Below are 14,616 nucleotides of genomic sequence, written 5' to 3'. Positions count from 1 at the left end.
CGTAGGGGGGACGGGAATTTGTGATGGTATCTATCGACTGCATTCTGTCAATGATAAGCTTCTCCATGCTGGTATATTGGTCATCCTATATTCAAACAGGAGCCACATTTAAATACCAATTTTTACTGGGTAGCTTTCGGCTTAAAAATAAGCGTTGTTTGTACACTTATTCACTTGGGGATAAACCTACTCTTTAATTCAGAATTTGCAAAATCTGCAACCACATTTTAGTAAAATAAATTTTTGCTAATTAGAAAGGTCCATTTAGCTGTATTTGGATTAAAATTTCAATAATCGCCGCTTTTTCGCGCAGATGCTTAAATAAATGTTAATTTTACACATATAAGCAAAATCTACGAGTATATTGGCAACCTACACTTGCGGCTATCTCACTCATCATGCATGAAGTACAATAAGGAATTTAGGCGGGCAGCTATGGCCCTGTTTGTGATACTGGGACTTACCACCGGTGGAGTTCAAGCTCAAAGAAAATCTGGAGCTCCTCAGGAAAAGGATATGAAGGCGTACCTGCTGGTGTATTTCAAGGATGCTACCCACGGGTTACACATGGCCCTCAGCCCGGATGGGTACACCTTTACGGATATCAATTCTGGAAACCAGGTCATGGCCGGAGATACCATTGCCCTGCAGAAAGGCATCAGGGACCCGCACATCACTCGCGGACCCGATGGAATGTTCTACCTGGCCATGACGGACCTGCACATCTTTGCCCAGAAAGCGGGCTACCGCGACACCGAGTGGGAACGCGACGGCAAACTGTACGGCTGGGGAAACAACCGATCCCTGGTACTTATGAAATCCAGGGACCTCATCCATTGGTCACGGACTATCCTGCGGGTAGACCAAGCGTTCCCAGGACTGGAGGAGATTGGATGTGCCTGGGCGCCCCAGACCATCTATGACGAGAGCAAGAAAAAGCTGATGCTGTATTTTACCATGCGGTTCGGGAATGGCAATAATAAGCTGTACTACACCTACATGAACGATGCCTTTACCGCCATGGAAACAGCGCCTCAACTCCTATTCCAGTACCCCAAAGACATCACCTACATTGACGCGGATATCACCAAAGTAGGAAACAGGTACCACATGTTCTATGTGCCGCATGACGGGGTTCCCGGGATCAAGCAGGCGGTATCAGATTCTATCCACATCGGGTACCAGTATGCTCCCCAATGGATTGACCCCGAGCCTCAGGCCTGCGAAGCACCCACCGTTTTCAAGCGTATTGGTCAGGATAAATGGGTGCTCATCTATGACATCTACGGCATCAACCCTCATAATTTCGGGTTCAGTGAGACCTCAGACTTCGTGAACTTCACCCCTATTGGCCATTTCAATGAGGGCGTGATGAAGACCACCAACTTTTCGTCGCCCAAACACGGAGCCGTTGTGCACCTCACCAGAAAAGAAGCTAAACGGTTGGCAAAGCACTGGAAACTAAAAATGAAGTTCTAAGGAGTATGGGAAAGACTTGGATGGGCTTTAACTTAATTGAGAGGCATGTCTGATCACCCTAATGCGTTTTGAGCCTGTTTTAAGTTTGAGCCTGTTTTAAGTTAAAGAGAGGTAAACCTTATTACCTGTTGCAGATTCCTACACCGACACTCCAATGCTCTGTTGGCCAAAAGTGAGCGTTAGTCAAAGAATTAAATTAACTGCTAAAGATGCTGAGGAGGATTGATGCTGATTTACTTACTCCTATCCTTTCCACTCATAATCAAAGACAAGATAGCGCCAATTAGGAAAATGAAACTAAAAACGGCAGTGAAGAATCCTATAACAAGCAAAGGCACTTTGACCGCATTGTCATCACGCAAAGAGATGGAAGCTGCAAGGTTTGTGATTAAACCTAGAAAAACCAGCATGAAAAATATGACTACTCTTGCTACTTTCTTGTTTTCCTTGTTCATGCCTTAAAAGTAAGCCACCTAAAGCAACTTCTGTCATTTTAAATTGTCAGGTATTTCATTCCAAGAAACCCCGGAGCTCCCTTAAAGTAGATACAGGCCACATCTCGGGTAAGTCTCAAGCCTGCAAATAGACTCATTTTGCGCTCAGTTTAGGGGCTGTTTTCTGGAAAACAGCCCCTAAACTGAGCGCTTTTATTTGAGGGCAATGATGAATAAGCTGTGGCTTGCCTTCGGCCCTACCTGGTTACGGATCTGGGTCTGTCTTTTTGCGCCACTCCCCAGGTAGCACCTGGCGTGTTGCCCATTTCAAAAACCAGTTCGCCGCCCTGCATCAGGTCTTTGTGCAGGATATAGGATTTGGTGTAAGGCTTGCCGTTCAGGGTGACTTTCTGGATGTATTTGTTTTCAGGGCTGTTGTTGGGCGCCTTTATCACCAGTTTTTTGCCATCAGCTAGGTTCAGCGTGGCCTCCTTCACGGCTGGGCTCCCGAAGACGTAAGCGCCGTTGGCTGGATTCACCGGGTAGAAGCCAAGGGATGAGAAAATATACCAGGCAGACATCTGACCCACATCTTCGTTCCCAATGATGCCATCGGGTTTATCGGTGTAGAAGTGGCTGAGGATGAACCGTACTTTGTCCGCGGTTTTCCAGGGCTGGCCTACATAGCTGTACAGATAGGTGATGTGGTGACTAGGCTCGTTGCCGTGGGCGTACTGGCCAATCAACCCCGAGATGTCATTAGAGGCTTCCTCTCCCATGTCCCCTTGGGCCACAAACAATGAGTCAAGTTTCTGGCTGAATTGTTTCTCGCCGCCTTGTAAGTTGATCAGGCCTTCCACATCCTGGGGTACGAGCCAGGTGTATTGCCAGGAGTTTCCTTCGCAGAAATCATCATTGCGGTGCCGCGATACAAACGGACTGAACGGGGTGCGCCATTCCTGGTCAGAGATCCGACCGCGCATGAAACGCGTTTGTTTGTCAAAGTAGTTCTCATAGTTCCGGCCTCGTTTGCTGAAGTAGGCGTAGTCTTCAGTAGCGCCTCTCTGCTTGGCGACTTGCGCCAGGCACCAATCGTCAATGGCGTACTCCAACCCCATGGCCACTGATTCTACCGTGATGTTGGCGGGGATGTAGCCCTTGGCTTTTACCTGATCCAGCCCTTTGTCGTCTCGCATGGCCGTGGCTTTCATGGCCTCATACGCCAGGTCTTTGTCAAACCCATCAAAGCCTTTGAGAATGGCATCGGCGACCACTGGTACGGCGCTGTAGCCCACCATGGTGTTGGTCTCGTTGCCCATCAGGTGCCATACCGGTAATTTACCCTGTTGCTTGTACACGGCCAGCATGGAGTTGATCATATCACTTACCCGTTCTTTCTGCAGGATGGTAAACAGCGGATGCGCCGCCCGGTAGGTATCCCAAAGCGAGAAGGTGGTGAGGTTGGTGAAAGGCGCATTCTTGTACACCTTTTTATCCGTGCCCAGGTAATCGCCGTTATGGTCGTTGAAAATGGAAGGCGCAATCAAAGTGTGGTACAGTGCAGTGTAGAAAGTCTTCAGCTGTTTGGGATCATCCGTTTGGATGCTCACTTTCTGCAGTTCCTTGTTCCAGGCGGCATCGGCATCGGCCACTACTTTGTCAAAGTTCCAGTGCGGGATCTCTGCCCTGATATTCGCCACGGCATTCTGGGTACTCACCGGTGAAATGCCCACTTTCAGTTTTACCTTTTCGCCATTGGAAGTAGTAAAGCTGACTACTCCTTTGATTCTGTTTCCTTTGTAGGCCGGGGCTGTGTTCCCCAGGGAATCCAGCAGTTGATAGCTTTTGAAGTTTTGGATGGGTTTAGAAAAAACGGCCGCGAAATAGATGCGTTGGTCCGCTGCCCAACCCTTTGAAAAACGATAACCCGCCAGCGTGCTGTCATTCAATTGCTCAATGAAAGTCTCGGTGGGCTGGTCCCATCCTATACCCGATTGCAGATCCACCACAATGTGGGCTTCTTCTGAGGCCGGAAAAGTGTATTGATGAAAACCCACCCGTTCTGAGGCCGTCAGTTCCGCCTGGATGTTATACCGTTTTAGTTTTACGGCATAATAGCCGGGCTTGACGCGCTCATCCCGGTGCGAGAACAGAGACACAAAGCCTTTCTCGGGGTTCTTAACTGATCCTTCCATCACCTTCACTGGGCCGGTGGTGGGCATCACCGCAATGTCGCCCAGATCCCCGATGCCGGTGCCACTCAAATGGGTGTGCGCGAAACCCACAATGGTGGAGTCTGAGTAATGGTAGCCAGAGCACCAGTCCCACCCTTCAGTTATGTTGGTTGGGCCTAATTGCACCGCGCCAAAGGGAACGTTGGCCCCCATGAAAACGTGGCCGTGGAAACTAGTACCTATGTAGGGATCAACAAATTGGGTAAGGCTGTCGGTGAGGGTTGCCCTGGTTTCCTCCTTCACACTTTTACATCCTATAAAAATGCTTAGGCCCAATGCCAGCGCAGCAAAGGACTTGAGGAGGGGTGTTGATTGATCTTTCATGGTGGGCCGTTAAAATGAGGGTTCAGGTGTCATGGAAAGGAATCTATTCCAACTCAGATTTATCAGTATTTTAAATTTCGGGCCAATAAACGCCAGGTTAGTGTTTAAGCCAGCTTTCGGTAAAGCTTCCCTCCTTTTCTACCAGGGAAGCAGGATAAGGAATAAGGGCATAGCTGGTCTTTGGCGCAACAGCCTGGGCGTAGGTAATAAAGCTACAGTAAATCAGCAGGAAGAAACAGAGGAAGCCTTTCATTAAGACATGATGCGTTTTCTAGTAGGTAAAGCCAGGTTGTTTGATTGGAGATCAAACCTGGCAATAGGCTTGAAGGCAGTCCTTACAGGGAAAATAATATCAACTGAGCAGGCTTTCATTATGGCTCTAAGATACCACCAGATACAAGAATAACAAGCTTACCCAAAGGCTGTAGAAGTTACAGAAGGACTTCGGCGGAGGCGTGACCCAGAACATGCAAAACCACTTGTACAGCCAAGAGGCCACCGGTCGCCAACCCAGACAGCCATAAGTTTGGCGATCAGGGAAAACTCTTCCACTGGTCCAGTAAAGGAACCCCAAGAACTACAAAGCACCATTGAATCTCGGCGGGTTGCACCTGACCCATTTGATTTCACTTGGCTTTATCGTAGTATTGCGATGAATTTAGAAACCAGAACCATGGGCGTTACCAAAACTCAGCACTTCACCGGGGAGCAGAACAGGCTGGCGGCTTTGGCCAAGGCCCTGGGGCACCCGGCCCGGATAGCCATTCTGCAGCACCTGCTCAAACAACAGACCTGTATCTGCGGCGATCTGGTAAGCGAACTTCCGCTGGCGCAGGCCACGGTATCACAGCACCTGAAAGAACTTAAAGCGGTGGGGCTGATTAAAGGCACCGTAGAAGGCACCAGCGTGTGCTACTGCATAGACAAGCAAAACTGGGAAGAAGCCCGCGATATGTTCCTGCAGTTGTTCTCCAGCCCGGTGTCCTGCCAGGACAACTGTTGCTAAAAATCCACTTCCTTCATCGTTACATAACCCAAGTATGAGAATCGCCTTTTTCTCCGATATCCACGCCAACCTTCCTGCCCTGGAGGCAGTGCTGGCCCACATGGACACCCAACAATTAGATGCCATTTACTGCCTGGGAGACCTGGTGGGGTACGCGCCCTGGCCCAACGAGGTAGTGGCGGAAATCAGGAAAAGAAGGATTCCCACCATTGCGGGGAATTATGACGAAGGCGTGGGCCTGGGAAGTCCCAACTGCGGCTGTGCCTATAAAACCGACCAGGAGAAAGACCTGGGCCAGCAGTCCATTGATTTTACAAATCAGGTGGTCACCCCGAAGACCCGCCAGTACCTGCGCATGCTGCCGCGCCACCTTCGGCTCACCTTCCTGGACGAGTCTAAGGAGGAAAACAGAATGGAAATCCTGCTGGTGCACGGCAGCCCCCGCAAAATAAACGAGTACCTTTTTGAAGACCGGCCCGAAAAGAGCTTCCTGAAGATGATGGAAGAAGCCCAAGCGGATCTTTTGTTCTTCGGGCACACGCATAAGCCCTACCACCGCGCCATGGCTTACGAGCACCAGAGCCAGACCAGGTACCGGCACGCCATCAACATCGGGTCGGTGGGAAAACCGAAGGACGGAGACCCCAGGGCGGGCTACGTGATCCTGGAACTCAATCCAGACAGCAACCTCCGTAAGCCGGAAAGCATCAAAGTAGAGTTCATCAGGGTGCCTTATGAGGTGGAGAAAGCCGCCCAAGCCATAGAGGCGAGTCCCCTGCCCAACGCGTTTGCCCAGATGCTACGCACGGCCTGAGCCAGACATCTGGTTTAACTTTCCCTTCAGGCCTGTAGCTGGTTTTCGGTTTCGGGGCCATTTTGAGGAAAACTGCCCTGAAACGAAATCTTGGGTTTAACCCAGGACCCATCCCGATAACTTCATTCATCAAATCAAATATCACACGTAAATGAGCCAATGCACTGTAGATAAAAGGAAAAAGCTTTCCACCCTGGACCGCTTTCTTACCCTCTGGATTTTTGTGGCCATGGGCGCGGGGGTGCTCCTGGGGTACCTGTACCCCGGCACCGAGGAAGTCATCAATACCTTCCAGGTGGGTACCGTGAACGTACCCATCGCGGCGGGCCTGATTCTGATGATGTATCCGCCCTTGGCGAAAGTGCGGTATGAGCAATTGGGCCGGGTGTTTGACAACGTGAAAGTCATTACCCTGTCGCTGGTGCTGAACTGGATCATCGGGCCGGTGCTTATGTTTCTGTTGGCCATCATTTTCCTGCGGGACTACCCCGAGTACATGATCGGGATTATCTTAATCGGGCTGGCCCGCTGCATTGCCATGGTGCTGGTCTGGAATGAACTGGCCGAGGGGGACCGGGAGTACGCGGCCGGGCTGGTGGCCTTCAACAGCATTTTCCAGGTGCTGTTCTACAGCGTGTTCGCCTTCGTTTTTATCACGGTGCTGCCCACCTGGTTCGGGCTGGAGGGCAAGGTGGTAGACATCAGCATGGGTGATATCGCGCAGAGCGTTTTCACTTACCTGGGTATTCCGTTCCTGCTGGGCTTCTTATCGCGCCTCATCCTGCGCCGTATCAAAGGCGATGCCTGGTACACGCAGAAGTTCATCCCGGCTATCAGCCCCATCACGTTGGTGGCCCTGCTGTTTACCATTGTGGTGATGTTCAGTTTGAAAGGCAACCTGATTGTGACCATTCCGCTGGATGTGCTGCGCATTGCCGTGCCGCTGGTGATCTACTTTGCCGTGATGTTTCTGGTAAGCATTTACATGGGCAAAGCTTTGGGAGCGAATTACGCGCAGAACGCCTCGGTGGCTTTCACCGCTACAGGCAACAACTTTGAACTGGCTATTGCCGTGGCCATTGGGGTATTCGGGCTTAACTCGGGGCAGGCTTTCGCCGGGGTAGTTGGTCCGCTCATAGAGGTTCCGGCACTCATTGCGCTGGTAAACGTGGCCTACTGGTTCAGGAGAAGATACTACGGAACCGAACCACTGCTCACCTCTGCGCCTGAAAAGGGCAAGTTTCAGGAAAATCAGGCTTAAAACGCTGCTTCTCCTCTCCCGCGCTTCCGGCGTGGCATACACGCCCTTCCAAAAGACTTTGCTTTATAGCCTGAACCGCACGGGAGCATGATGACACCTTATATTTCTGGCCTGAATATTTCAGAATTAGAGAAAATTACAGGAAATTAAGGTCATCTTGCGGCCTGCCTCTTTTTTGGCTGCCCCCTTTTCTTTGGCTTGCTCCTCTTCATCTCTAAAAAGGGAACAGACGGACAGCCACCGCTTAGCGTACTTCAGCCCGGCATTTTCTATTTCTTTTCTTGGGATGGCCGGACCTGGAGAAAGAGTATCAGGTTCATTTGTGATAAGGGATGAGAGTGAAGAGCAAAATCTGTTTGGTTTTAGGCTGGGTGATGCTGTTTTGCACGGCGGTCTCCACGGCCCAAATGAGCGAGCGTGCCAGTTTTCCGTTTGTCCAGAATTACTCAAAACTGCTTTACCAGGCCGGTAACCAGAACTGGTCCATTACCGAGGGGAAAAACCGGGTCATGTACTTCGGCAACTCAGACGGCCTCATGGCCTATGACGGGCAGTACTGGCAACTCTACCGCATGCCGGAGAAAATCATTGTGCGGGCCGTAGCCGCCGACCAGGAGAAGGACCGCATCTACGCCGGAGGTTTCGGGGAGTTTGGGTACTGGAGCCATAATGACAAGGGCCAGTTCACCTACCATTCCCTCTCCAAGCTTATCCCCCGCGACAACGCCCTCAAAGATGAGATCTGGAAAATCTACGTTGAGAAAGACCGGGTGCTTTTCCAATCTTTCTCGGCCATCTACATCTATGAGAAAGGCAAGGTGGAGGTAGTGAAAGGCCCTAACACCCTGCTGTTCCTGCTCAAGGCCCATGACCGGTATTTTGTGGAGGTGATTTCCAAAGGATTGTATGAACTGAAGGGCAACAAGCTGGAGTACATCAAAGGCAGCGACGGCCTGGGAGAGGCGGGGGTGTTGTCGGTGCTGCCTTTCCAGAAGGATTCGTTCCTGGTGGGCAGTGCCAAGAGCGGCCTTTTCCTGTATGACGGCACTTCCATCTCGCCCTGGGGCTCGCCGGCGGCCAATGCTTTTCTCAAAACAAACCAACTGAACAACGGCGCGGTGCTGCCGCATGGGCAATTCGCCTACGGCACCATCCTCAACGGCCTCATCATCCTGGACCGCCAGGGCAACATCACCCACCGGATAAACAAAGCCAGCGGCCTGCTGAACAACACCGTCCTCAGCCTTTTCACCGATAAGGAGCAGAACCTCTGGACCGGCCTGGACAACGGCGTGGACCGTATTGAAGTCAACTCGCCGCTGTACTTCTACTTTGACAAAACCGGCACTTTTGGCACGGTCTACTCCAGCATTGTTCATGACGGCAAGATCTACCTGGGCACAAACCAGGGCATCTTTTACAGCAACTGGACCGCCAACAACGCGCAGTCTTTCCAATCGCTGGATTTCAAGATCATTGAAGGCTCCCAAGGCCAGGTATGGGAACTCATTCTGGTAGACGGGCAACTCCTCTGCGGCCATAACGAAGGCACTTTCAGGGTAGAGGGCGACCGCATCCAGAAACTATCTGATTTCAAAGGCGGCTGGACCATCAAGCGCCTGGCCTCTCACCCCCATCTGCTGGTGCAAGGAACCTACACAGGGCTGGTCATCTACAAAAAAGACCCGACGGGCAACTGGGTTTTCTCGCATCAGGTAACGGGTTTCGGGGAGCCGTCAAGGTACGTGGAGCAGGACAACTCAGGGCATTTCTGGGTGAGCCACGCCTACAAAGGCCTGTACCGCCTGGCCCTGAGCAGTGACCTGAGAACCGTGAAAAGCTCCAGGTACTATGAGAAAGGGAATGGCCTGCCCAGGAACAACCAGATCAACGTGTTCAGGCTGGGCAGCCGCGTGGTGTTTTCCTCTACTGAAGGTTTCCAGGTCTATGACGAGATCAGCGATCGGTTCTCTGGCTACACCGAGCTGAACAAAATGCTGGGGCCTTTTGCGGGTTCTAACCGCATTATCAAAGCCGCCGGAAACAAGTACTGGTTTATCAACCACGGCAAAGTGGCGCTGGTGAACCTGGCCAGCCCTGGCGCGCTGGAAATCAGTTCCAGTCCGTTCAGCCTGCTCAACGGGCGCATGGTACAGCAGAATGAGAACATCAGCCGGATAAGCAATTCCATTTACCTCATCAGTATTGACGATGGTTTTGTAGTGTACAACACCGAGGTATCGCCGCAGCGTAACAAAACGCTGCCGCCGGTGTTGGTGCGAAGGGTCCAGAACGCCGCAGACGGCTCAGTTATCCTTACGGAGCGGGGCAGCCGGGACCTGAGGCTCCCCTTCAGCCGGAACAACATCAGCGTGGCGTTTTCTCTGCCCTACTACAGCCAGGCCCGGCCGCAGTTCCGGTACTTTCTGGAAGGATTCTCTGAGAAATGGTCAGACTGGGGCAGCGCCACACAGAAGGAATTCATTAACCTGGAGCAAGGCGATTACCGGCTGCTGGTGAAAGCCCGCATTGACAACGAGGCCGAGTCGCCGGTCACGGAGTTTGCCTTCACAGTGGCGCCGCCCTGGTACGCCACTTACTGGGCGGGCATCGTTTACGTGCTCATAGGCGGTATCTTGCTCTTGCTATGCCGGCACCTGTACCTCCTGAAGCTGCAGAAAGACAAAGAACGCATCAGGCTGAAGCTAGAGAAAGAGAAAGAAGAGTTCCTGCGGCAGGAAGCCATTATCAATGAACAGAAGCTGATCAAGCTCAGGAACGAGCAGCTACAGTCAGAACTGGCGGCCAAAAGCCGCGAACTGGCCAACTCTGCGTTGAACATTGTCTCCAAGAATGAACTGCTACTCAACATCAAAGAAGAGATTCTGCAACTGAAAGACCAGGGCGGCAAAAAACTGGGCGATAACCAACTGAAGAAAATTCAGAAGGTGATCAAAGATGGCATGACCGAGGACTATGACTGGAACCTGTTTGAGTCTAGTTTCAATGAGGCGCACGAGAACTACTTCAAGAAACTCAAATGCCGCCACCTTGACCTCACGCCCAACGACCTGAAATTGTGCGCCTACCTGCGCATGAACATGAACAGCAAAGAGATCGCCTCGCTGCTCAACATCACCCTGCGGGGTGTGGAGATCAGGCGCTACCGCCTCCGCCGCAAACTGAACCTTGACCATGAAAAGAACCTGGTGGAGTTTCTCATGGATGTATAGGTCCTTTCCACTACCTGAGAGTAGCGGAGAAACCATGAAACCCTCACCCCCAAGATTTGCCTGCGCCTCTTACCAGTGTTGGAATGTTTCCTCTAACTCTCAAAAGTAAGCTGGTGTTTAGAGCCTCTTTTCTAAAAAGCAGCCTCTCAACACCAACTCCCTGGTTTTTACCCTTTTCATTGTTCTACAGATACGCACTAAGCCGACTCTTGGTACTGCCCGACCATTAGTGAAGCGAAACCAGTTTTCCGCACACCTGGCAGCTTCCATTATTCCAATCCTTGGGCCAAAACAGCTCAAACCTGGGATGCGCTTTTGGATTGATTTTTCAAAAACAGCCTTAAAACAGCACCTTCCTTCCCTTCGCGCCCACCGGAACATTCCTTTTCCAGGGTTTCTCATCCTGATTCTTGCGGAAAGCCTGCCTCTACAACTTACTTTTCCACCTCTCATCTCCCTTGATAGGAGCCTGCACTCTTCCCTTGCCCCTTGCAACTTACCGCCGCTTCTGATCGCAGAAAGCCCTAGTTCTCCCTACTTGTCAGAGGCCAGGAGGCCTATCAAGGGTTCTTCATGCCTTTCGCTTAGTACAATCTGAGAGGAAAGAGGCTTTTCCCACTACATCATTACCTCTCATAGGGTGTACACACCTGTTTAAGCCTTATGAATTTCACATCTTAAAAGCTATAAAAATGCCTATTCATTAGATTCAAGCTGCATTTAAACAAGAATATTGAAAATTTCGTAATTGATGTAGTATTGTTGAGGCAGATTTTTAGCCTTTAGTGAATAATGTCAGGACTTTTAGGTCAGTTCAGAAGAGTGTGTACCCTTATACCAAACTACCTATGAAACAACCCCTACTCCTATTCCTATTTTACCTGTTAACATTCACGCTCGTTCACGCCCAGGGCACCGTCACGGTAGCCGGTCGGGTCACCGATGCCGGGAACAACGATCCCCTTATTGGAGCGAGTATACAGGTAAGGGGCACCACCCTTGGTGCCCAGACCGACGCCAATGGTGGCTTCACCATTGCCAACGTGCCTTCAGATGCTACCTTGGTTGTGAGCTACATTGGCTATATAGACCAGACCATTGCCGTGAACGGCCAAACCAGCATCAACATTCAACTGCAACCGGCCTCTACTGAACTTCAGCAAGTAGTGGTAGTAGGCTATGGCACACAACAGAAACGAGATGTGACTGGCTCCATTTCCTCCGTAAAAAGCCAAGAATTTGAACGGCAATCGTCTCAAAACCCGGTGAGCTCCATCCAGGGGAAAGTGGCCGGGGTGCAGGTAACCAACTCGGGAGCACCAGGAGCTTCTCCGCAGATCAGGGTGAGGGGCGTGGGCTCCGCCCAGGGCGGGGTAGAACCCCTCTATGTGGTAGACGGAACCTTCGTGTCTGACCTAAGCTTCCTGAACCCAGCGGATATTGAGTCTATGGAGATCCTGAAAGATGCCTCCAGTGCCTCTATCTACGGCATTAGGGCGGCCAACGGGGTAGTCATTGTAACTACCAAGCGTGGGAAAGCTGGTCAGGCTAGAATCAACTACAATGGGTTTGTGGGCGTGCAGCGGGTAACCAATAAACTGGAAATGACTGATGCACGTGAGTATACCGAGTTGTACAATGAAAAAAATGCTCCTAACACGCTAACTCCCAACCTGCCAAGCACCGATTGGTATGACCAGATCCTGCGCACGGCCATGATCAACAACCACCAGGTATCTGCGTCTGGCGGTTCTGAAAAAATGACCTACAGCGTAAGCGCTGGTTATCTGAATCAGGAGGGGATTGTGGAAGGTCACAAATACGAGCGGATCACTGCCCGCGCTCAACAAGATTTGAATCTATCCAGCAGAATAAAAGTAGGCTATAGCGGTATCTTTTATGGATTCAGGTCCAGAGACATACCTGGAAGTATCTTCTACGAAGCCTTTGTTTTACCTCCCATTGTACCAGTAAGAAAACCGAATGGATTCTATGGGGACCCGGCAAACTTCCCGATTGGTAATTTTGCCAATCCGCAGGCTTCATTAGATTGGTATAATCAACGTTCAAATGGCCAACGGTTAACTGGTAACGCCTTTGGCGAATGGAATTTCCTTAATGCATTCACTTTCCGAACCAGCCTTGGCCTGGATTATGCAATCAACGAGTTCAGGAACTTCAGATCTGAAGACTCTTTGACCACAATTCAAAAATCAGAAACGAGCTTTTTAAGGAGAAGCAGAAGCAAAGCCAATAGTTGGCTATGGGAAAACACCCTTACCTTCCAGAAGACGTTCGGAGATCATGAACTCACCGTGTTGGCTGGTACATCCTCACAGGAGGCATTCAATGAGACCTTAGGAGGTACTGTAGAAGGTGTCACCTATGAGACTGAGGCCAACCTCTATCTAGAAAACGGAAATCAAACAACCCTCAGAGCGTTTAATTCAGCGGGTAGAGAGAAGTTCCTTTCCTATTTCGGACGGATTAATTACTCTTTCATGGGGAAATACCTGTTGACGGCTACCCTCCGGTATGATGGTTCCTCTAAATACCCCAAAAGCGATCAGTATGACTACTTCCCTTCTATTGGCTTAGGTTGGGTACTTTCAGAAGAATCCTTTATGAAGAACCAGGAGGTCATCAACTTCTTGAAACTGCGGGCCAGTTGGGGCAAATTAGGCAACAACAACGTACAGCCTAACATCACGTCAACCCCAGTCTCTAATTTACCCAGGTACATTGCATTCTTTAACGGTATACCAAACTCTGGTAGCAACGTTACTTACGTTCCACCACCCACCCTGCTCTGGGAGGTAGTTAAAGAAACAGACATTGGGGTTGAGTTTGCCTTCCTAAACAACCGGTTAACCTTTGAGGCAGATTGGTACAATAAGGAAACAGAGAATGGTGTTTTCACCATTCCCTTAATTGGTACTGCGGGTGCTGAGAACAGTTCCATCACTGGTAATTACGCCACATTCAGAAACCGAGGCATTGAGCTTGCCGCTCGTTGGAACACCAACATAGGCAACGACTTCTCTTATAGCATTGGAGTGAACTTTGCCAAAAACAAGAACGAAGTAATTGGCCTGGCTACAGGCAACACCTCCTTGGCTGCTGGTGACTTAGGTCTTGGCGGATACTTTTCCACTATTTCCCGGGTGGGCCTCCCTATTGGTTCTTTTTATGGGTACATAGTGGATGGCATTTTCCAATCAGATGTAGAAGCAGACGAGTCTGCCCAACCCAACGCCTCTGCCGGTGATTTCAGGTACCGGGATTTAAACGGAGACAACACAATTGATGAACGAGACAAAGCGGTTTTGGGCAACCCTAATCCTGGCATCCTGTACGGCATCAACACTAGTTTTACGTATAAGAACATAGACTTGCAAATTGATATTCAGGGGGTTGCTGACGTAGACATCTATAACGGTAATCGGAACATCCGTTTCGGGAATGAGAACTATGACCAGGACTTTTATGACAACCGTTGGAGAGGGCCAGGCACATCAAACACCTATCCCTCTGCTGACCTAACAGGCTCCAACTTAGACCCTAACAGTTTCTATGTAGAAAGCGGAGATTACATCCGGATCCGGAACCTGCAACTGGGCTATACTTTCCCTACTACAACTATCAGTCGGTTGAAAATGCAAGGCCTCAGAATCTTCCTGAACGCGCAGAACCCGCTTACCATCTTTGATTACAACGGCTTTTCGCCAGAAGTGGGAGGTCCTTCACCAGTTAGTTACGGCATTGACCGCAACGTCTACCCACTTTCAGCCACTTACAATCTGGGCGTAAATGTCACCTTCTAAGCAGACA

General features: G+C 50.5%; 8 protein-coding genes. 6 read left to right on the top strand and 2 right to left on the bottom strand.

The features are described from left to right. The first annotated feature begins 516 nt into the window (after positions 1–516). A complete protein-coding gene (locus tag J3P35_RS05460; RefSeq protein WP_210463339.1) occupies positions 517–1,479 on the top strand; it encodes a glycoside hydrolase family 43 protein in 963 nt (320 codons plus the stop codon). Between the two features lie 233 nt (positions 1,480–1,712). Here J3P35_RS05460 and J3P35_RS05455 read toward each other — a convergent pair whose 3' ends face one another. Together J3P35_RS05455 and J3P35_RS05450 are read right to left on the bottom strand one after the other, a co-directional pair. After that, a complete protein-coding gene (locus tag J3P35_RS05455; protein ID WP_210463338.1) occupies positions 1,713–1,934 on the bottom strand; it encodes a hypothetical protein in 222 nt (73 codons plus the stop codon). A 236-nt stretch (positions 1,935–2,170) separates the two neighbouring features. Further along, a complete protein-coding gene (locus tag J3P35_RS05450; RefSeq protein WP_317195355.1) occupies positions 2,171–4,390 on the bottom strand; it encodes a GH92 family glycosyl hydrolase in 2,220 nt (739 codons plus the stop codon). A gap of 754 nt (positions 4,391–5,144) precedes the next feature. Between J3P35_RS05450 and J3P35_RS05445 the strand changes: the two genes are divergently transcribed. The 5 genes from J3P35_RS05445 (at position 5,145) to J3P35_RS05425 (ending at position 14,609) form a co-directional block, all read left to right on the top strand. Then, positions 5,145–5,477, top strand: coding sequence for an ArsR/SmtB family transcription factor (locus tag J3P35_RS05445; protein ID WP_210463336.1), 333 nt, complete (start codon positions 5,145–5,147; stop codon positions 5,475–5,477). Between the two features lie 34 nt (positions 5,478–5,511). Continuing rightward, a complete protein-coding gene (locus J3P35_RS05440) occupies positions 5,512–6,291 on the top strand; it encodes a metallophosphoesterase family protein (protein WP_210463335.1) in 780 nt (259 codons plus the stop codon). A 151-nt stretch (positions 6,292–6,442) separates the two neighbouring features. After that, a complete protein-coding gene (gene arsB / locus J3P35_RS05435) occupies positions 6,443–7,552 on the top strand; it encodes an ACR3 family arsenite efflux transporter (RefSeq protein ID WP_210463334.1) in 1,110 nt (369 codons plus the stop codon). Between the two features lie 338 nt (positions 7,553–7,890). Continuing rightward, positions 7,891–10,785 carry a triple tyrosine motif-containing protein gene (locus J3P35_RS22155; RefSeq protein WP_210463333.1) on the top strand — a complete coding sequence of 965 codons (2,895 nt, stop codon included), beginning with the start codon at positions 7,891–7,893 and terminating at the stop codon, positions 10,783–10,785. A gap of 848 nt (positions 10,786–11,633) precedes the next feature. Beyond that, a complete protein-coding gene (locus tag J3P35_RS05425) occupies positions 11,634–14,609 on the top strand; it encodes a SusC/RagA family TonB-linked outer membrane protein (RefSeq protein ID WP_210463332.1) in 2,976 nt (991 codons plus the stop codon). The last annotated feature ends 7 nt before the right edge of the window (positions 14,610–14,616 follow it).

Origin of the sequence: Rufibacter roseolus, from assembly GCF_017916365.1 — a bacterium.
In the GTDB taxonomy this organism is placed as follows: Bacteria; Bacteroidota; Bacteroidia; order Cytophagales; family Hymenobacteraceae; genus Nibribacter; species Nibribacter roseolus.
Note: the sequence above shows the minus strand (reverse complement) of the source record. Positions and strands in the feature narration are given on the sequence as shown.

Excerpts from the sequence above, each read along its gene's own strand:
- J3P35_RS05460 (WP_210463339.1), top strand. The coding sequence starts at position 517 with ATGAAGGCGTACCTGCTGGTGTATTTCAAGGATGCTACCCACGGGTTA.
- J3P35_RS05455 (WP_210463338.1), bottom strand. The coding sequence starts at position 1,934 with ATGAACAAGGAAAACAAGAAAGTAGCAAGAGTAGTCATATTTTTCATG.
- J3P35_RS05445 (WP_210463336.1), top strand. The coding sequence starts at position 5,145 with ATGGGCGTTACCAAAACTCAGCACTTCACCGGGGAGCAGAACAGGCTG.
- J3P35_RS05440 (WP_210463335.1), top strand. The coding sequence starts at position 5,512 with ATGAGAATCGCCTTTTTCTCCGATATCCACGCCAACCTTCCTGCCCTG.
- arsB (WP_210463334.1), top strand. The coding sequence starts at position 6,443 with ATGAGCCAATGCACTGTAGATAAAAGGAAAAAGCTTTCCACCCTGGAC.
- J3P35_RS05425 (WP_210463332.1), top strand. The coding sequence starts at position 11,634 with ATGAAACAACCCCTACTCCTATTCCTATTTTACCTGTTAACATTCACG.